Raw genomic sequence first — 18,576 nt, 5'->3', positions numbered from 1 at the left:
ACCCCGGGGTCTCAGTAGGCCCTGACCGGTGCCGGATTGACAGGGTTACGGCAGCCGTCGATGGGTGCCACGCGCGGCTTCTCGACGAACTCCAGACGAATCCCGTCGGGGTCGGTGATGCACAGAACCCGGCTCCTTCCTCGTTCGCCGAGGTCCCACTCCTCCGGGGGTGCCATGATTTCGAGCTCGACGCCGGTGTCGCGGGCGGCCGTCACGATGTCGTGGACGCGATCGAGATCGTCGACTTCGAGACCGATGCGGGCAATGCCCCTGTTCGTGGCCGACTGGTACGGCCGGCACTGATCCGGTGTGCGGGGCGGAAAGCTCAGCTCGGAGATGTCGATATGCACACGCGCGTCGCCCCGCGCGGTGTAGAGGTGGCTGTCCCACTGGGCAATGTCGCTGCCGGGACCCTGTGACGACGGAATGGGTTCGCAGGGCCGACTCTCGTAGGCCAGGTCCAGGCCGAGGAAGTGACCGTAGAACTGCATCGCTTTCCCGATGTCCGTGACGGACGGATTCACATGGGTCAACCTGGGCGCGAATGCCGGTTCGATGCCCTCGTACGACAGGCCGGCGAACGACACGCAGGTACCGTCGGGGTCGAGGACCGAGACGTAGTTGCGATAGATGTCTCGGTTGGTCGGTCGAATGTCGTGTGCGGCGAGCTCGGCCAGTTTCGCCTTCGCTCCCGGTATGACGAACGCCATCTTGGCCAGGCCGATGTGCCAGAAGATCGGGTACGCCTCCCCGTCGGTGCGTGGAGAGGTCCATTCGACCAGGTGGATCTCAGTGGCGAATGTACCGTTGCCATCCGTCATTGCACACGCGCGAAAGCTCCCGCGTTCGAGTCCGAGACCACGGAACGACTGTGGGGGAGCGGTGAATTCGGAGAGGGGCCGAAGAGGAGTCACCGATTCGTAGAATGCGCGAGAACGTGACAGATCGGACACGTTGACGACGATGTACGCCACCCTGTTGATGCGGTCGCGCAAAGTGACCTCCGAGCGCGTTGACTCGTCGTTGTTGGTCGCGGTTCGATTGGGGTCGGGTTCGGTCATGTCGAATCCTGTCGATGGTGGCCGCGGCGCGGCAAGAGGCGGCGCCTGGAAGCGCCCTCGAGGTGGAACCGGGAAGGAAAGGCGACGCCGGCAAACTGGCCGTCACCTCGAAAGAACATCTTACCGTAATGCTTACTGTTGGCGTGCCCGTTGTCCGTGCGGAGGCTCGTCGGGGCTGTCGATCCGCGTGGGTGGTATGGCATCGCCTCTTTCGCCTGCTGCGATATCGTTTGCCGATCGACGACGTAGCGCATCGCGCAACAGGCGCCGAGACGAAGACCGAGCGACATTCGATTCAAGGGGTCCGATCATGAGCAAGCCTGCGACTCGGACCCGGCGATCACGCGGTTCCATCGACGCCAACATGATCATCGACGGAGCTTTCGCGCTGGCACGCCGCGACGGTCTCGATGCGCTGTCGATGCCGAATCTTGCCCGCCACCTGGGCGTCGGGGTGACGAGCATCTACTGGTACTACAAGAACAAGGACGATCTCCTTCGTCAGATGCACGCTGCGGCCGTGCGTTCGATCCACGAGAAACTACCGTCCGTTCGCGACTACGAGCCGGAGGACTGGCGGGACTATCTGCACACCCTGTTCCGTCGCCAGCGCGAGGTGTACAGCGAAGACAGTCTTGTGACAGACCTGATGCTCAGCCACAACAGCGACTACAGTCGCCGAACCACTCACTTCGTCTACGCGCAGGTCGAGCACCTGCTCGCGTTTCTGGTTCGCGCGGGATTCGACCTCGACACCGCATGGCATATCCACTCCGCCTTGTCGATGCTCACGCGCGGTTTCACTGTCACCGAGCGCGCTCGGACCGTCAGTGGCACGCCGCCTGTCGGACCCGAACAATTGCGCCTGTTGAACCCCGACGACACTCCCTTGCTCGCACGATTGGCCGCAAGCGGGTCGATCATCATCGACACCACCGGCGACACGAGCTTCGAATTCGGGCTGGAGATGATCCTCGACGACGCAGAACGGCGGTTGGCGGCCACGAACACTCCAAACTGACCTGTCCGCACCGCCGGCGCGCTCCGATCGGAGCGCGCCGGCGTCGGCACGGTCAACTCAGTGCGCCCCGCCGGTGACGAGAACGGTAGCCGTGCCGGCGGAGAGAACGTCCTGCAGCTCGTCGGTCACGGTCAGCTCCACGGTGACGACCTGACCGTCCGCCTCGCCCCTGACCTCGGTGACCACGCCCGCGGCGGTCACGCGTCCGGCAAGGTTGGGCTTGCGGAACCGCGCGGACACGCTCTGAATCCGCCCCATCGGGCCCAGCCAGTCACGCAACAAGCAATGCATGTAGGAAATCTGCAAGTTGCCCATTCCAAAAGCGCCGGGCATACCCGCAGCGCGTCCTGCTTCGTTGTCCATGTGGATGGGGACGAACTCGTCGTTCACGGCGGCGTATCGCCCCCACACCGCTAGTCCCGTGTCTCGTACAAAGCCGGGCAGCACGGCCCCCACGTCGCATGTGAATGTCGACATCGACTGCGCAGTAGACGAATCGGTGTTCATCGATGATGCTCCTTCGTTGGGTGCCGGTCAGTAGCGGATGAGTGTCATCGACGTGCGCCGCACGACGCTTCCCGTCTGGTTCACCCAAGTGTCTTCGGTTGTCGTCATCAGCATCGGCCCGCGTTTGCCCTCACGCACCGAGTAGTCCACGAGACGGTCAGTGCCGGTGATGACATCGCCTTCGCACATGGGGGCCGTGTGTGTGACCACCACTCCGCCGTTGAGTTGAGTACGCAAACCCGGCCCCTCGACGCCGAGCAGTTTCTCGATTCGATCCGGATCCGCAGGATCGGGTGCCGGATGTTCGGTGCGGTGCTCGGCAACACTCCAGGCGAAGGGGTTGAACTCCTCCGGCGCCACGAGCTTGTCGCGACCGCCCAGGAATCGAGCCGGCGGATCTTGCGGCCAGTACACCGCGATGGCCCACCGACGAATGGCTGAGGCATCCACCGGGTGGGAGGTACGCACCGCCAGAACGGCGCCGACGCCGGCTCTCATCGCGTCGGTCAATGGTGTGGTCATGCAGCGCCCTTTCGTTGTCACGGTCGGCCGCCCCACCAACGGGGCTCCGTACATCCACTATAGAAAAGCTTACGGTAAACCTTTTGACAACAGGTGTCCTGAGTGCGACGCTACGAGTCACACCGAAGGCCACCAGGCTCACCAGAGGGATGATCGATGCCAGCAGACGTGAATACGGAGCTTCAGTTCTTTCTCGACTCCACCCGCACATTCCTCGAACGCCGGGGATCCATCCCCACGGTCAGGGCGATGCACGCCGAGGGGTCGACGCTCGACCGAGCGTGGTGGAGCCAGGCCGCCGAGCTCGGGTGGACGATGTTGCTCGCCCCGGCATCCCTCGGCGGCGACAGCCCATCCGGTGAAGGCCTGGTCGATCTCGCGGCCGTGGCGGAGCTGACGGGAGCCCACGCCGCCCCCGGTCCACTCAATTCCACCAGCGCGGTGATCGCAGGGTTCGCCCACGCGGACGCGGAAGCCGGTCACGACGACACGATCGAGAGCATCCTCTCCGGCGAGCGCGTGGCCGCGTGGGCTGTTCACGCTCCCGGTCCCGCCTGGCGCCCGTTCGAACCCGCCGTTCGTGCAGAACGAACCACCGACGGACAGTGGCGACTCGACGGAGAGATCCGCTCCGTCGAGTTCGGCGCCGAAGCCGACGTTCTGCTTGTGGTGGCCCGCACCGGCGACAGCGTGGCCGAGTTCCTGGTTCCCACCGACCATGCGAACGTGGCGGTTCGGGCCCGCGGTTCGGTCGACTTCGTCCGCAACTACGCGGACGTGTCATTGGTGGATCTGCAGTTGCCCACCGAAGCGCTGGTCGTTGCACCCGACAACGGAGTCGCCGTCGTCTCGCATCAGATGCAGGTGATGAACGTACTACAGGTCGCCGAAGCCGTAGGCGCGATGGGCAAGGTCTTCGATCTCACGCTGCAATGGGCGTTCGATCGATTCTCCTTCGGTCGCCCCTTGGCCTCTTACCAGGCTCTCAAACACCGCTACGCGGATGCAGCGCTCGCCGTGCATGCGTCCCGCGCCGTGCTGGCTGCTGCTGTGCGGGCAACGCAACACGCCCACCCTGACGCAGCCAAGGTGGTGAGCGCCGCCAAGGCCTTCGTGGGGGAGTCCTCGGTTCGCATGATGCAGGACTGCTGCCAGCTCCACGGAGGCATCAGCCAAACCATGGAACACGACCTCCACCTGTTCCTCAGGCGGGCCATGGTGGCTCGCGAAATGTATGGATCACCTCGCGAACACCGTTCCGCGATCGCCGACATCGTCTTCGAGGAGAAGAAGTGAGCGAAACACTGGACGACTTCCGTGGCCGCGCACGTACGTGGCTCGCGGAGAACATGCCCCTCCGTAGCGACCGGGGCGACACGGCGACCGTTTCGGTCGGCAAATGGGAACGCGTTCGCGAACTGCAGGCCAAACTGCACCAGGGCGGGTTCGCCGGGTTGTGCTACCCGCGCGAGTACGGCGGGCAGGGACTCGGCTTCGAGTACCAAGCCGCATTCAATGACGAAGCCTCGCCGTACGAGATGCCCGTCCCCGTCAATTTCCCTACTCTGACCATCTGCGGGCCTACTCTGCTCGAGGTCGCCAGCGAAGACATCAAGCGGGACCTGCTTCCTCGCATGATCAGTGGTGAACTCCTCTTCTGCCAGTTCCTCTCCGAACCCAACGGTGGGTCGAATCTCGCGGGCGTACTGACCCGAGCGGACCGCCGCGGAAACGGTTGGGTTCTGAGCGGATCGAAGATCTGGTCCTCCGGAGCGGACGCGGCGGACTATGCGATGTGCCTGGCCCGCACGAACTGGGATGTACCCAAGCACCGGGGTTTGACCATGTTCGTCTTCCCTATTCACCAGGAAGGCGTGGACGTTCAGCCCATCGAGATGGTCAATGGCGTCAAAGAATTCTGCCAGGAATTCATCGACGAAGTGTTCGTACCGGACTCTGCTGTCGTCGGTGAGGTCGACGACGGCTGGAGTGTTGTCAACCGTCTCCTCCATCAGGAGCGACTCGCGGTGTCCGGTGCTTCACCGTTCATGAGCGGAAAGAACTACTCGGACGACGGACCGGGGCCGGGCGAACCGCAGGCGACGCTGCCCGAACTGGCCGGTGCGCTCGGCATCGCGGACCAGGATTGGGTGCGCGACATCATCGGCTCGGTCGAGACATCGCACGTGGTACATCGCGCTCTGGTGAAGTACCTCCACAGCGAGGTCGTTGCCGGCCGTCTGCCCGAAGTCGGCATGACGCTGGGCCGCTTGTATCACGCCGAGGCATTCGAAGCCGAGTTCGACGCCGGGCTGAACCTGGCCGGATCGATCGGCGTCTCACGTGACGCACAGGACGAAGTCGGGCACTGGTCCCGCAACTACCTCTCACGGCAGAGCGCGAGCCTCGGAGGCGGAAGCACCGAGATGGCGCGGAACATCATCGCCGAGCGACTGCTCGGCATGCCCCGTGAACCTGCACCCGACAAGGATCTGCCGTTCCGCGAGGTCCGCCAATCTCGATGACGCACCCGCGCACGCCGAGAACAACGCGTCAACCCCACCAGGAAAAGGAGTAAGGATGGTCACTCCATCCCTCGCCACCCGCAGTGCACTCGATCGAGTGCTCAAACCGGACACTGTTGCCATCGTCGGCGTTCGAGACGGCTCGCCGTACCTCGAAGCCGTGCGCCGGACCTTGGTCCATTCAGACGTCGAGATCTACATCGTCAACCCGCGCCACCCCGAGGTGGACGGACGGCCGACGTACGCATCGCTGGCCGACATACCCGTTCCCATCGACGCGCTCTATCTCGCCACCAACGCGGCTCGCTCGGTCGAGTACGCAGAGTCCGCCGTGGGCCTTGACATCGGAGGCCTGGTCGTCGTGGCCGGCGGATTCGGTGAGGTGGGCCCGGCCGGCGGCGAACTGCAACGCCGCCTGGTAACCGCTGCTGAAGCCGGCGGTTTTGCGGTCATCGGGCCCAACTGTCTCGGCATGATCAACGTACCCAGACAGATCAGTCTCGCCATCGCCGCCGACCACCAGCGGCGGCCCGGAGGCATCTCGGTGGTGTCACAGAGCGGGGCCCTCATCAACGGCGTATCGATGGCTGCATGGGAGCGCCGCTCGATCGGGTTGAACTTGCTGGTCTCCGCAGGTAACGAAGCGTTCACCGATCTCGCGGACTACGTCGACTACCTGGCCGACGACCCCGACACGACCGCAATCGGACTCGTCATCGAGAAGGTGCGGCGGCCGAAACAGTTCTTCTCCGCCATTCGCCGTGCACTGAGCCAAGGGAAGCCCGTCGTAGCAATCAAACTTGCGCGTAGTGAGCGAACACGCGAACTGGCGGCCTCGCACACCGGAGCACTGACCGGTGACGCCTGGACTTACGAGGTGGCCCTCCGTCAAGCCGGAGTTGATCTGGCGTACGACTGTGACGAGCTGATCGACCGCCTTGCCGTCCTCGAGCAACTGGGCACCGAGTACCGCCGAAAGATCCAGGGTCTCGCGGTCCTGAGCTTCACCGGCGGCTTTGCCTCGCTCACGGCCGACCTGGCCGGCGATCTCGGCTTCACTCTCCCCGCCCTGGACGATTTCCGGCCGTGGCTGGCCGAGAACCTGCAAGGATCATCGGTACCCAACCCGCTGGATGCAACGGGGTTCGGTATCACCGTTTGGCCTCAAATCATCGACATGTACATGTCATCCGCTGACATCGACGCCTGCATCTTCGTCCACCCACTCTCGGACGCCGACGAAGCGGGCGGGCGACACGCTTTGGAAACGTTCGTCGCCGGCGCCCAGAAGTACGGCAAGCCCGCCTTCGTGACAAGCTGCGCGGGCCCCCTGGGGCAGTGGGCCCAAGACCTTGTCGCTACCAACCCAGCAGTGGCAGCGGGGTGGGGCCCTCGCCAGACGCTGCAAGGCATGGCCACCCTGGGACAGTTCGCCGCGCGCGCCGGCCGAGCAACACAGCAGGAACACACGGTGCATCTGATTCCCCGCCCGGACGGCACCCCGGTGATCGAGCGCGGATCACACATGCTCTCGTTCGCCGACGCCAGCGAACTGTTCGACCGTCAATCGATTCCCGTCGCACCGTTCCGTGTGATCGGCGAGGCCCAACGGGACGCGGATTTGACGTTCGCGGGACCGTACGTGGTCAAACTGGCCGACGTAGCCCATCGAAGCGATCACGGAGCAGTTCTGCTCAACATCAACTCCGACGGTCTGACCGAGGCAATCGGCAAGATGCGACACCTCGCGGACGCCGAGAACCTGCCCACGACCGTGGCCGTCCAACCGATGGTCCCCTCTCATGGCGAGGCGTTCGTCGGCGTTCAGTCCACCGAACTCGGCCCCCTCGTGGTGTTCGGCCTCGGTGGGATCTTCGTCGAAGTTCTCAAGCGTGTCGGCGGACTGCTGGCACCGTTCGATCGACGGGACGCGCTCGAGTTGCTTGCCGAGTTCGACGACGTCGAGATCATGCACGGTCTGCGCGGACGTAAGCCGTGGGACCTCGAGACCCTCGCGGACATTCTGGTGCGCGTCGGCGACCTGGCAGCGGGATCGACGGAGTGGCTCGACTCACTCGACATCAACCCGCTGCTGGTGACCGACGACGGGTTCGCCGCCGTGGACGCGCTGTGTTTCGTGCGGCCCGCGACGTCGAACGACGAACGCACCTCCACCGCCGTCTCCAGCTAGCTCATTCGACATATCGACCGAGGAGTATCGATGACGTTTCCACGACGCCAAGCGGCCATCGCCGGCGTGTATCGCACCAAGCAGGGCAAGCTCCCGGACCGCACCGGCTTCTCCCTCCAACTCGAAGCCATCAAGGGCGCCATTGCCGAGGCCGGCATGCAGCTCAGCGACATCGACGGGCTACTGACGCTGCCGTTCTCCAACCACCATGATGCGCAAGCCGGAGCGACCGACACACACCAGTTCTGGGCCGAGCAGCTCGGTGGGCACCCGATCGACTACATCAGCGTCGGCGGTTCCGCCGGGCAGATCGCGAAGGCCGCCAGCGCGATCAGCTCGGGACTGTGCGAAGTCGCCGTCCTGTTCTACGGTCGTGCTGGTCAGTTCCTCGGCCCGCGAGGAACCGTCTCGACCGGACGAGCACCGCGCGTTCCGGAGTGGTCGTGGAGCGTTCAGGGCGCATACATGGTTCCGTTCTACGCCCTGTGGGCCCAGCGCTACATGCACGAATTCGGTGTTACCAGCGAGGATCTGGCCGAGGTCGCAGTCATCGACCGGTACCACGCAACGCTGAACCCCGAATCGGTGATGGGCCGCAAGGGGGAAATTACGGTCGACGATGTGGTGAATTCCCGCATGATCGCCGAACCGATGCATTTGCTCGACTGCTCATTGGACAACGACGGAGGCTACGCAGTCGTCGTCACCACGGCCGAACGCGCACGTGACGGCGCCAAGAAGCCCGTCTACGTACTCGGCGGTGCGGAAGCGGTGCACACCGACCTCTACCTCACTCAGGACGGCGATTGGTTCCCCGAAGGCGGTCGCTCTGTCCGACGCGCCGCTGACCGTGCGTTCGAGCAGGCAGGGGTGACCCGCGACGACATCGACTACTTCGGCAGCTACGACTGCTTCACCATCACTGCGGTCCGCAACTACGAGGAGATGGGCTTCTGCGCCCTCGGGGAGGGCGCTGACTTCGTCAAAGCCGGCCACACCCGTCTCGGCGGCAAGCTCCCGACCAACACCGACGGCGGACTCCTCTCCGGAAGTCACTGCGGAGACCCGTCAGGACTGTTCGTGGTGGAAACCGTGCGCCAGTTGCGCGGCGAATGCGGTGACCGACAGGTCGCAGACGCCAAGATCGGGCTCGCACATCAGCAGGGTTACGCAGTGCACGGCCTGTCCAGTTCGGTCATTCTCGGTGTCGATTAACCAGGAGCAGATTATGTCGTCGTCAACCCAGCCGTACCTCAAGCCCATCCCCGACCGCACACCCCGCAACAGAGAATTCTGGGATGCGCTACGCGAGCACCGCTTCTTGCTTCCGCGTTGTCGCGATTGCGGTCGGCACTCCTGGATTCCGTACCCCGCGTGCAGAAATTGTCTCTCCGAAGATCTCGAGTGGGTGGAAGCCAGCGGCAATGCGACCGTCTACAGCTTCACCCTGGTCCACCGCGGAGCTGGACCGTTCCAGGAAGAAGCCCCATATGCGCTGGTGGCCGCGGCGCTCGCGGAGGACCCCAAGCACTGTGTGCTCCTCGCCAATACAGTCGACATTCCCAACGAAGAGCTGCGAATCGGTATGCCGGTCCGGATAGCGTTCGAGGACATTGAAGGCGAGGACACAACGCTCTGGAGAGTCGGCCCAGCGTGAGTTCTCACCACACCGCGGCGGCGAGGGGCGTGGTTCTGACCCTCGCCGCCGCGGGCTCGTTGGCCGCAGCAATGCAGACCTTGGTCACCCCCTTGCTGCCGGCGCTACCGACGATCTTCAACACCACAGCAGCAGGAGCCGCTTGGATCGTCACGGTGACACTGCTCGCCGGTGCGGTCTCGGTTCCGGTGACCGGGCGACTCGGGGATCTCTACGGCAAGAAGTTTGTGCTACTCGCCTGTACGGTCCCACTGATCGCGGGGTCGATCTTGTGTGCCCTGTCGGAGTCTCTCTTTCCCGCCATCGTCGGCCGAGGGCTCCAAGGGGTGGGGATGGGCATCATCCCTTTGGGTGTCGCGTTGCTGCGCGATGTGGTCCCCCCTCACCGTCTGAACAGGTCGATTGCCCTGGTCAGTGCCTCAATGGGTATCGGAGGAGGCCTCGGTTTGCCGATCTCGGCTGCCGTAGCGGAGTACGCAGACTGGCGTGCGTTGTTCTGGGGCGCAGCCGTAGCCACCGCGGCGGTGGCACTTCTGGTGTGGCGCCTGATCCCGGCCGCGCCTGCGGGAGATCCGACGGGCCGCTTCGACCTCCTCGGGGCAGTGTTGCTCGGCGTCGGACTTGTCTCACTGCTGCTCGTCGTGTCCAAAGGTGCCGAATGGGGTTGGGTGTCACCGGCCGTGCTCGGTGCTGCGGCAGTCTGCATCGTCGCACTCCTCTTATGGTGGCGATGGGAACGACGTTTTTCGTCTCCGCTCATTGACATAGGCGCGGCCACAACATCACGAGTACTGCTGACCAACGCTGCGTCGTTGTTCGTCGGATTCTCGATGTATGCGTCGATGCTCGTCGTCCCCCAGCTTCTTCAAGCTCCTCTCAGCACCGGACACGGTCTCGGACAATCAATGCTCGCCGCTGGGCTGTGGATGCTCCCTGGTGGTCTTATCGTCGTCGCGGTCGCACCGCTGGGCGGAAAGCTGATCGACCTGTTGGGGCCTAAAGCCGTCCTCCTCGGGGGAACGACGGTGCTGATTGTCGGATACGGCATCGCCCAGGCCCTTCTGAGCACCACCTGGGGCGTGATGTCCGCGGCAATCATCATCAACGCCGGTGTAGGACTGTGCTTCGGATCCATGCCGGCGTTGATTCTGTCATCGGTGCATCGGTCCCAGTCCGCTGCGGCCAACGGATTCAACACCCTGGTGCGGTCACTCGGCACCGCCATCGGTGCGGCCGTGACAGGCGCCATCCTGGCCCATGCGACCACCAACGTCGGGGGCGCAGCCGTGGCGACCGAAGCCGCCTTCCGCGTCACCCTCGGGGCCGGCCTGATGGTGGCTGTCGTCGCGCTCGCTCTGGCCACCTTCATCCCCAAATACCCAGCTCGGCCGACCACCTCGGCCGACTCCGGATCAGAGTCGGCCGCGATGTCCTGACCCGAACCCCGCCAGCCGCGCGCCTGAGACCGCACCGGCGAAACCCACACCCCCGAGCCTTCGTTCGAACATCCTTTGCCCGCGAACAGGAGCACCACCATGACGATAATCAAGCCCGACATCACTCGCCTGCCCGGCACCGGACTGGTGATAGGCGCGGACCGAGTCGAGGATTCCTCGGGGGGCGCGGTCGAACACCGATACCCCGGCGACGGATCCGTCACAGGTTTGATTCCCCTCGCCGGGGCACACGAAGTCGACGCCGCCGTTCGCGCAGCGCGAGCGGCGCAGCCAATCTGGGAAAGAATGGCACCTCCCGAACGGCGCAGGCTACTGCACCGTCTCGCGGACCTCATCGAAGCGGACTCCGAACGCCTTACGCACCTCACGACGATCGACAACGGCACACCCATGATGGTCACCGCGCACGGTGCTCCGGCCACTGCGGAGCTGTTTCGCTACAACGCCGGCTGGACCGACCGCCTCGAAGGCAGTGTCATACCCACCTGGCCGGGATCCAACTTGGACTACGCCGTAGAAAAACCCTACGGTGTCGTCGCCGTCATCATTTCCTTCAACGGCCCTCTAATCGGCTGCGCCATGACCGCCGCACCCGCTTTGGCAGCCGGCAACACCGTGGTGATCAAGCCCTCGCAACTCACGCCGTACTCCCCGACACGTCTCGGTGAGCTGGCGCTGGAAGCCGGAATCCCGCCGGGCGTGATCAATATCCTGGTGGCCAGCGCTCAGGGCGGCACCGAGCTGGTCAAGCATCCTGGCATCGACAAAATCCACTTCACCGGCAGCGGACCGACTGCTCAGCGCATCGTCACCGACGCGGTGGCCAATATGACCCCGGTCGGACTGGAACTCGGCGGCAAGTCCGCAGCACTGGTCTTCGATGACATCGACGTCGACGCCACCGTCCCAGCCTTGCTGTCGGGCCTGATCAACATGTCCGGACAAGGCTGCATCAACGCGACACGCCTGATGGTGCAAGACGGGATATACGACCACGTTGTCGCCGCCGCCGAGAAAACCATCGAACACATCCCCATGGGGGACCCGTACGACAAGACCACCGTGATGGGTCCGGTCATCAACGAACAGGCCTGCGACCGCATCTTGGGAATGATCGACCGCGCCACCGAAGGCGGAGCACGAGTCGTCACGGGCGGCCATCGAATGGGAGACGATCTGGCGGATGGATTCTTCCTCGCGCCGACCATCGTCGCCGACGTGCCGAACAGTTCCTACATCGCCCAGAACGAAGTGTTCGGCCCGGTCCTCTCCATCCTCCGGTTCACGAACGAAACAGAAGCAGTTTCGATGGCCAACGACACCGAATTCGGGTTGGCCGGTTATGTCTACACGCACAAATTGGAGCGTGCACATAGAGTTGCCGACAAACTACAGGCCGGCAATGTATGGATCAACGATTGCACCGGGATTCCGGCCTCCGTTCCCTTCGGCGGCGTCAAAGGAAGTGGCTTCGGCAGATTGGGTGGAAAGTGGGGTGTCCGCGAATTCACGCAGCCGAAAAACATTTGGCTCAAACTCTGACTGAGAAGGGCTGTAAGGTCGACACACGAAAGGACCGTCCAGCTTCACCAGCACTCAGAAAGGCAGATGTGCAAGAGCGTACAGTCCGATTGCCGGTCCCGGTTACAACACATTGGGACTGGCAACTACACGGATCCTGCCGAAATCATGCCTGCGACCCATTCTTCGCGGAGGATCCGTCGTCCGAGGCTCTCGCAAAGCAGATCTGTAGTGGATGCCCCGTCCTGCAGACCTGCAGACAGCATGCCATCATATGCAACGAGCCATACGGTATTTGGGGCGGCCTCAAGCCGGAGGAACGCAGTAAGCGCCGGTGGGAATACACGGCACACAATGTTCGTGCACGTGCCAAAAATCGAAAGTTCGGCTAGCAACTGCCTTTCTCGAAACCTACACGTGAAGGTTCTCGAACCACATGTCTGATCCGATTTCGAATCGAGAGCGCAACGCGGCGCGCCGCAGACGAGCAATACATCTGGCTGGAATGAAGCTGTTTGCCGAAAACGGCTATCATCAGACATCGGTAGCAGAAGTGGCGTCCGCATCTAACCTAGCACCGCGCACTGTTTCGTATTATTTTGCGAGTAAACATGATATTGCTCTCGCGACCTGTGACGAGGCATCTGAGCGGCTCACTAAAGCAATCGAGAAGTTGGCATCGGGCGGTTGCGTAGTTGCCGCCATCATCGCTTGGCTGACCGCAGAACCTGAACACGTCGATCCCGAACTGTGGCATCATCGTCACGCCATGTTTCTCGCCAATCCCGAGCTGGCGTATGGGTCTCTGCGGCTGTCGGCAAACCACATTAGCGCGCTGGGGTCCGCATTCGAGCGCCAATACGGAGTTCCGTGCAACAAAATTGATGTTGGAATTGTTGTAGGTGCCATTGATGGCATACTCGTGCAGCACTATAGAGCATGTTCGGACATCCGAACACACCACGCATTTATTGCGATAGCGAAAGCGGCCATGGTCGGCGTTGCGGAGGTAGTGCTCAATCACGTTGAACCATGACCGGCCTGGTCGTGGACTGAGTACCGATCGGCGCTGCGGTCGTCGGCGGTCGTCGGCGAGCGCCACCCATGCGTGGAGTTAAGGTTCGCACGCCTCGATGCGCCGCCGCACCGCGAGGTCCGCTTCGGTCGGGGATACCTCGCCTCTCCGAACGGCGTGGACCTGAGCGGAGATGAACGTCTCCTCGGCGACGTTTGATCACGGAACTTTCTGGTACGCGGATTCATTCGATGTGCACGGTGACGGCCGTCGGTGACAGTGAAGGTTTCCGCAGACCGATCGATCAGCAGTCGTTCCTACTGACCCCGGTGGAAATGGTGGTGGCGAGCCAGTCCGTGACACTGGGAATCATCGTTTCTTGAGTAAGGATGTGGTTCAGGACGGGCACCGACTGCCGCTGAACGTGCATGCCGAGCGCGCAGTACATGTCGAACTGCTTGCGCTGCGTCGACGCCGGAACGATGTCGTCCGCGTCGCCCCAGTAGAGGAAGGTCGGCGCGTCGAAAGCGATGCGCCCCAATGTCTGAGCATCGACGACTCGGGCGATGTCTGGGTCGGCCAAGAGCTGGTCGAGCGGTCGGCCGCTGCGGGTGAAGGTCGAGGACTGCGCGAAGGGATGACCGAGGACTGTCTGGGTGAGGCAGTGATCGGGCTGTTGGTTCATCCGTTGGGCGGCGTGGCCCGCATCGTTGAGTTGGCGGTCGGCGAGGTCGAGACTCGGGTAGGCGGCGTCGAGTCCGGTGGCCGCGTTGAGGGCGAAGTCGACGTACAAGCCGCCGTCGAGGAAGCGGCCGTTGTCGGCGAGGTAGGTCGGTGTGCCGCCGGACGCAACCGCCGCGACGTTCAGTTCGGGTGCGTAGGTGGCGGCGAGTTGCGCCGCCCACGACGCGCCCGCGCCGCCTTCGGAGTACCCCCACAGGCCGACCGGCGACTCCTCGGTCACCCCGCTGCCGGGGACGGTTCGAGCGGCACGGACCGCGTCGAGTACGTTGCGGCCCAGTACCTGCCCGATGGTGTACGGGTGAGTGCCGCCGTTCGTGTAGCCCTCGTAGTCCGAGACGGCTACCGCGTACCCCTTCGTCAGCAGGGGTAATGCGTCGCCGAGTTGGATCTCTTCGTTCCGAGCGATCTGCTTGCTGACCGAACAGTTCTGGCCCTGTCCGTGTGTGCCCGGTGCGAGTCCGACGACCGGTCTCGGGCCCGCACCCGGCCACGGTTGGTTCGGCACGAGAATTGTTCCAGTGACGGCGGTTTCGGCGCCGTCGACGAGCGGGTCGAGACCCGGGTCCGCGCCGCGGGAGGTGTACATGATCTGCACTCCGCGCGCCACCGTCGTGATCAGACTCGATGCCGGCAGGTCTCGAGTGCGCATCACGGCGCCGTGCGGTGTGGACCCGGAGAGCTGCGGAACAGAGTAGAAATCGTCCTCCACTGCAGACTGCGCGCCCGCGGGCGCCGCGAACACTCCCGCTGAACACCAGATCGTCAGCGTAGCGACCGCCAAGCATGTCGCGCGTCGCGCCGGCGGTGCTTGTGTGCGACCGGTCCCCACCCGTTGCTTCGTCATGTGGCAAAAGTAACAGAATCGACCGATTTGTCAATCAGTCGATTTTGATACCTGGGTTCGCGGCACCCCCGGCGAAGTGCGTAAAATGTGACGCGTGAGATCCCGTGATCGGACCCCGGATCGGCCAATCGCCGATCCATGTACGGGCCGCCCGGAAGTCCGTCATGAGGAGGACGGTCGCGCGTCCAGGTGGGCGCATCGTCGCCCTGAATTGTTGTCGGCGGCGACGGATTACGTTCTGGACAACGGGGTGTCCCAGCTGACTCTGCGGCCGCTCGCCGGGGCGATCGGTGTCACCATCAGCACGCTGATCCGCCAGTTCGGCTCCAAAGGTGAGCTGATAGAAGAGATCACCCGCAACGTCAACACGGAACTGCTGAACGACTTGCGCACGGACCCGGAACTCGTCGGCGTGACCCCAGTGCAGACGCTGCGAACATTGTGGCGTCGGTGGCTCGATCCGGTGACGTCGCGGCATTTTCGGTTGATGTTCGAGCTTTACAGTCTTGCGCTGCAGGACCCGTCGTCGTACAAGTGGTTCATAGAGTCGGTGGTGGCGGACTGGCTGTCACCTATCACCGAGAGACTGGTCGACGACGGTGCCGATCGCGATCAGGCCAGAGTCGTCGCCACCGTCGTACTCGCCACCATGCGCGGGCTGCATCTGGACTACATCGCCACCCGAGACGCCGACCGCATCGACGCGGCGTTCGAACTCGTCGTCGCGTCGCTCGCCCCGATCGAGAACCGCACCAGCTGAAGCCTCGTGCGATGGCGTACGCCCCGGTCATTCACACAAACACGATCGACGTGGAATCGAGTCCGGCGAGGTCGTGCCTGGCGAAGGAGCTCCAGTTGCGGAGCTTAGCGCCGATCAAGGGCTGCGGCGGCTGCTCACCGGCCAACATCGGTGCGTCGGTCCAGTCTGCTTCGAAGAGAAATGGCAATTCGAGGCAATGATTTGCCTGCGTGACGAGTTTTCCAGGAGCCCAGTCGAATCTGTGCTTTGCGATAGTACCGCCGACGTAACGCCAGATGTCGACCACCGAGTCGATCTCGGACAGAGTCTGGGTGGCATGTTCGACAGCGCGTAGTGCCAGGAAATGTCCCAGAATGCCAGCCTCCGCAATCGAGCAGCGGCCGCATTTATGGCCACGAAGGAGACTTGTCGAGTCAGTCGAGTTCGTTCTGGAGTCCAAGCACCGGAGACCCCGTCAGACAGCTCAAGGCTTGAACGCACCGCAAAAAGCCGATTAGTGCATCAACTCGAACACCGATACCCCAGGTCGGCATGTGTCGGCGACACGAATAGCAAAGGCCGTTAGTCGCGTCGCGGCGCGGCGGTTGAGCGGGGATCCGTAAGTGCGGTCGTGGTGTCGGTGGGGGAGTGCATGCTGTCGGGGTGCGCATCAGAACGCTGGCCGGACCGCCCCTCCTGCACGAGTTGGCCGCCGACCTCAGCCGCGTGATCGTCCTGGCCGATCTCACCGACGCCAGAGCCCTGGATCAAGAGACCTGGTCCCCGGGTCGAGGGGTGGCGCTCGACGGGGCGATGAACCGGGGGTCGCGACCATGACCACGCAACACCTCGGGCGGCAAGCGGTGCGTGCTGCGGCGGTGACGGAAGCTGCACTCGTCCTGCAGGACCGGGTCGATGTCCTCCTGGATCGACTGACCGATCGGGTCCTCGGCACGCCGAGAGCGGGATCGGACCGCTGGTTGCATGACTTCCGGCACCCGTCGGCCACACCGCAGGAGCGTGCGCATGTCCGGTCGGCGATCCTGACCGCCGCCGGATTCGCCCCGCACCCGCCCAGAACAGGTACCGGCTCGCGGCGGAACCGCCGCGGCGACCCCGCACAACTCACGATGTTCTGACAATCGACGGCGTGGCGAGTGTGCCGTTACAGCGTTGTAGCGCTGGATTGTTGCGTCTGCGATCTTTCACAGCCAGGCCATCAGGGAGAAGAATTGTCGAGCTCGTGACCCGCGACTGTGTTGACGGCAGTGCCGTCTACAGTGCGAACGTGACGCACACGGCAGCCGCATCACACCCAGAGAATCCCGTCGACGGCCTTGTCCGCAGCCGGGTACGCCCTCGTGTCGGCCTGTTCGAGCAGCTCCACCGCTATGTAATCGGTGACGTCGTCCAATCTCACTCCGAACTCGTCATAGAGGTTTCTCCGCGTCACCAGTGTCAGCCCGGGGTAATCGTCGTGCTCGAAGGCGATGTGTAACTGCCCGCTCGGCCAATCCCCGACATACGATGCCCGGAAAGCAGATGCCTTGCCGGCGCGAATCATTCTGTCTATCCGATGGACGCAGAATGCCACGTACGAGTCGTGGTCGAGGGGCCGCGGACCGACGGGCCGACAATGGTCGGTGATGTCGACCCCGCCGATCGGCACCGCAGAGACAACGCCGTCGGTGTCGACGATCTGGATTCCGTCGGCGGCGACCCTGGTCTCAGGGTCGAATGCGGTGGTCACAGACCAGAGCCGGTCATCGGCGACGGTTCCGGCGAGGAGTCGGACGCCGGGACACTCGATCGTCCGTTCGATTACGTTCGAGCGGTAACCGCGGATAACGGTGGTGGTTCCGAACGGCTTGTCCAGCCCCCAATGCCATCGCCACTCGCCGCCGGACGCCCGCTTGCGGTAGTGCTTCTCGTTGTAGGTGAGGTCGGCGTACTCGCTGCCCGTGTCGCCGAGGTGCTCCGTCGCCTCGTGCTCGGTGCGGGAGATGCGTTCGGGGCGGGGCTCGTCGAGAGGTACGTGCAACGAGGTTGTCTGCCCGGTCAATCGGAAGCGGACCGGTGACGAATCGCTGTCGACGGGCACCCTGACCCACGGTTCGTGCTCCACCTTGACGACGATCACTCGCACGATCGCGCCGATGCTGTAGACGAAACCATCCACCGGACGCACTCGGTGCCGCCTCCAGGCAACACGAACACAAGCGACGATTGCCGACACTTGAAACGTCGAGGTGGCACATCGGGCGAGGACGCGATGTCATTGGGACGCTTCCGCACCGTGTGGCAATATGCTCCCCCGTGACCTGCGGCGATCAAGCCATCACCGTGGACGTACTCGGCGTGCGAGATGCCGTCGACGGTGACGCGAGCCAGTGGTCCGTCAGGATGATTCTGTATCCACAACCCGCCCTCATCTGCGTCAATCCGCGGCGTTGATCGGGCCTCGGTGCTTCGTGCCGGCGTAGCCAGCGGCAGGTCCACCCAGGAAACCAGCTTCACGAATTGTGCTGTGGAAGAATCGAACACAGCGGCAACAGGTTGAGTACTGTCGATCACCCATACATGCTCGGCCGAGTGGAATATTCGGCGCGGTCGCAACGACCTGCGCGGCAATCCGGCGCTCATGCGCCTTTCTGCGATGTCATGCTGACAGATTAGCAGTGACCCATCGCGACGTGATCAATCCCGCCACACAGCCGTGAACCTGCACCCGGGGGCCACCGAGGTGCGGTGCCCTGAAATCGTAGGTCGTCG

The 18,576-nt window shown here is 63.6% G+C and carries 19 protein-coding genes and 1 pseudogene; 14 read left to right on the top strand and 6 right to left on the bottom strand.

Going from position 1 to position 18,576, the window contains the following annotated elements; genetic code table 11:
* Window positions 1–11 precede the first annotated feature (11 nt).
* Window positions 12–821, bottom strand: a complete 810-nt coding sequence (locus tag QE397_RS00175) for a VOC family protein (RefSeq protein WP_307090871.1) — start codon at window positions 819–821, stop codon at window positions 12–14.
* A 604-nt stretch (window positions 822–1,425) separates the two neighbouring features.
* Between QE397_RS00175 and QE397_RS00170 the strand changes: the two genes are divergently transcribed.
* Entirely contained in the window at window positions 1,426–2,082 is a 657-nt protein-coding gene (locus QE397_RS00170) for a TetR/AcrR family transcriptional regulator (protein ID WP_307090869.1), read from the top strand.
* A gap of 57 nt (window positions 2,083–2,139) precedes the next feature.
* On the opposite strand, the gene QE397_RS00165 is transcribed toward QE397_RS00170, so the two are convergent.
* Both QE397_RS00165 and QE397_RS00160 read right to left on the bottom strand, forming a co-directional pair.
* Window positions 2,140–2,589, bottom strand: coding sequence for a MaoC/PaaZ C-terminal domain-containing protein (locus tag QE397_RS00165; RefSeq protein ID WP_307090867.1), 450 nt, complete (start codon window positions 2,587–2,589; stop codon window positions 2,140–2,142).
* A 27-nt stretch (window positions 2,590–2,616) separates the two neighbouring features.
* The gene (locus QE397_RS00160; RefSeq protein WP_307090865.1) at window positions 2,617–3,099 is read right to left on the bottom strand and encodes a MaoC family dehydratase N-terminal domain-containing protein; all 483 of its coding nucleotides are present in this window, start codon (window positions 3,097–3,099) and stop codon (window positions 2,617–2,619) included.
* 168 nt (window positions 3,100–3,267) lie between these two features.
* Here QE397_RS00160 and QE397_RS00155 point away from each other — a divergent pair, with 168 nt between their 5' ends.
* The 10 genes and pseudogenes from QE397_RS00155 (at window position 3,268) to QE397_RS00115 (ending at window position 13,498) form a co-directional block, all read left to right on the top strand.
* A complete protein-coding gene (locus QE397_RS00155; RefSeq protein WP_307090863.1) occupies window positions 3,268–4,407 on the top strand; it encodes an acyl-CoA dehydrogenase family protein in 1,140 nt (379 codons plus the stop codon).
* Entirely contained in the window at window positions 4,404–5,636 is a 1,233-nt protein-coding gene (locus QE397_RS00150) for an acyl-CoA dehydrogenase family protein (protein WP_307090860.1), read from the top strand. Before QE397_RS00155 ends, QE397_RS00150 begins: the two co-directional genes overlap by 4 nt.
* Complete coding sequence (locus QE397_RS00145; protein ID WP_307090858.1) at window positions 5,581–7,827, top strand: acetate--CoA ligase family protein; 2,247 nt, start codon at window positions 5,581–5,583, stop codon at window positions 7,825–7,827. Before QE397_RS00150 ends, QE397_RS00145 begins: the two co-directional genes overlap by 56 nt.
* Window positions 7,828–7,857: 30 nt before the next feature.
* A complete protein-coding gene (locus QE397_RS00140) occupies window positions 7,858–9,042 on the top strand; it encodes a thiolase family protein (protein WP_307090856.1) in 1,185 nt (394 codons plus the stop codon).
* Between the two features lie 13 nt (window positions 9,043–9,055).
* A pseudogene (locus tag QE397_RS21730) lies at window positions 9,056–9,220 on the top strand (zinc ribbon domain-containing protein); the annotation flags it as partial.
* 15 nt (window positions 9,221–9,235) lie between these two features.
* The gene (locus tag QE397_RS00135) at window positions 9,236–9,484 is read left to right on the top strand and encodes a Zn-ribbon domain-containing OB-fold protein (RefSeq protein ID WP_307090854.1); all 249 of its coding nucleotides are present in this window, start codon (window positions 9,236–9,238) and stop codon (window positions 9,482–9,484) included.
* A gap of 29 nt (window positions 9,485–9,513) precedes the next feature.
* The gene (locus QE397_RS00130) at window positions 9,514–10,920 is read left to right on the top strand and encodes an MFS transporter (protein WP_307090851.1); all 1,407 of its coding nucleotides are present in this window, start codon (window positions 9,514–9,516) and stop codon (window positions 10,918–10,920) included.
* A gap of 99 nt (window positions 10,921–11,019) precedes the next feature.
* Window positions 11,020–12,483: an aldehyde dehydrogenase gene (locus QE397_RS00125; protein WP_307090849.1), complete on the top strand. Its 1,464-nt coding sequence runs from the start codon at window positions 11,020–11,022 to the stop codon at window positions 12,481–12,483.
* Complete coding sequence (locus tag QE397_RS00120) at window positions 12,432–12,854, top strand: WhiB family transcriptional regulator (RefSeq protein ID WP_307090846.1); 423 nt, start codon at window positions 12,432–12,434, stop codon at window positions 12,852–12,854. The genes QE397_RS00125 and QE397_RS00120 overlap by 52 nt, the downstream gene beginning before the upstream one ends.
* Before the next feature lie 44 nt (window positions 12,855–12,898).
* Window positions 12,899–13,498 carry a TetR/AcrR family transcriptional regulator gene (locus tag QE397_RS00115; protein ID WP_307090845.1) on the top strand — a complete coding sequence of 200 codons (600 nt, stop codon included), beginning with the start codon at window positions 12,899–12,901 and terminating at the stop codon, window positions 13,496–13,498.
* A 283-nt stretch (window positions 13,499–13,781) separates the two neighbouring features.
* On the opposite strand, the gene QE397_RS00110 is transcribed toward QE397_RS00115, so the two are convergent.
* Entirely contained in the window at window positions 13,782–14,870 is a 1,089-nt protein-coding gene (locus QE397_RS00110; protein ID WP_307090843.1) for a lipase family protein, read from the bottom strand.
* Between the two features lie 289 nt (window positions 14,871–15,159).
* On the opposite strand from QE397_RS00110, the gene QE397_RS00105 reads away from it, so the two are divergent.
* The gene (locus QE397_RS00105) at window positions 15,160–15,825 is read left to right on the top strand and encodes a TetR/AcrR family transcriptional regulator (protein ID WP_307090841.1); all 666 of its coding nucleotides are present in this window, start codon (window positions 15,160–15,162) and stop codon (window positions 15,823–15,825) included.
* Between the two features lie 31 nt (window positions 15,826–15,856).
* Here the strand turns inward: QE397_RS00105 and QE397_RS00100 are convergent, their stop codons facing one another.
* Window positions 15,857–16,111, bottom strand: coding sequence for a hypothetical protein (locus tag QE397_RS00100; protein WP_307090839.1), 255 nt, complete (start codon window positions 16,109–16,111; stop codon window positions 15,857–15,859).
* A gap of 356 nt (window positions 16,112–16,467) precedes the next feature.
* Here QE397_RS00100 and QE397_RS00095 point away from each other — a divergent pair, with 356 nt between their 5' ends.
* Window positions 16,468–16,641, top strand: a complete 174-nt coding sequence (locus tag QE397_RS00095; protein ID WP_307090837.1) for a hypothetical protein — start codon at window positions 16,468–16,470, stop codon at window positions 16,639–16,641.
* Entirely contained in the window at window positions 16,638–16,943 is a 306-nt protein-coding gene (locus QE397_RS00090; RefSeq protein ID WP_307090836.1) for a hypothetical protein, read from the top strand. The genes QE397_RS00095 and QE397_RS00090 overlap by 4 nt, the downstream gene beginning before the upstream one ends.
* Window positions 16,944–17,113: 170 nt before the next feature.
* Here QE397_RS00090 and QE397_RS00085 read toward each other — a convergent pair whose 3' ends face one another.
* Window positions 17,114–17,983, bottom strand: coding sequence for a hypothetical protein (locus tag QE397_RS00085; RefSeq protein WP_307090834.1), 870 nt, complete (start codon window positions 17,981–17,983; stop codon window positions 17,114–17,116).
* Between the last annotated feature and the right edge of the window lie 593 nt (window positions 17,984–18,576).

This window comes from Rhodococcus sp. SORGH_AS_0301, from assembly GCF_030818285.1.
GTDB lineage: Bacteria > Actinomycetota > Actinomycetes > Mycobacteriales > Mycobacteriaceae > Rhodococcoides.
Note: the sequence above shows the minus strand (reverse complement) of the source record. Positions and strands in the feature narration are given on the sequence as shown.

What these genes read in the sequence shown, in the direction of transcription:
- QE397_RS00125 (WP_307090849.1), top strand. Translation starts at nt 11,020, where the DNA reads ATGACGATAATCAAGCCCGACATCACTCGCCTGCCCGGCACCGGACTG.
- QE397_RS00165 (WP_307090867.1), bottom strand. Translation starts at nt 2,589, where the DNA reads ATGAACACCGATTCGTCTACTGCGCAGTCGATGTCGACATTCACATGC.
- QE397_RS00115 (WP_307090845.1), top strand. Translation starts at nt 12,899, where the DNA reads ATGTCTGATCCGATTTCGAATCGAGAGCGCAACGCGGCGCGCCGCAGA.
- QE397_RS00140 (WP_307090856.1), top strand. Translation starts at nt 7,858, where the DNA reads ATGACGTTTCCACGACGCCAAGCGGCCATCGCCGGCGTGTATCGCACC.
- QE397_RS00170 (WP_307090869.1), top strand. Translation starts at nt 1,426, where the DNA reads ATGATCATCGACGGAGCTTTCGCGCTGGCACGCCGCGACGGTCTCGAT.
- QE397_RS00175 (WP_307090871.1), bottom strand. Translation starts at nt 821, where the DNA reads ATGACGGATGGCAACGGTACATTCGCCACTGAGATCCACCTGGTCGAA.
- QE397_RS00155 (WP_307090863.1), top strand. Translation starts at nt 3,268, where the DNA reads ATGCCAGCAGACGTGAATACGGAGCTTCAGTTCTTTCTCGACTCCACC.
- QE397_RS00110 (WP_307090843.1), bottom strand. Translation starts at nt 14,870, where the DNA reads ATGCGCACTCGAGACCTGCCGGCATCGAGTCTGATCACGACGGTGGCG.
- QE397_RS00090 (WP_307090836.1), top strand. Translation starts at nt 16,638, where the DNA reads ATGACCACGCAACACCTCGGGCGGCAAGCGGTGCGTGCTGCGGCGGTG.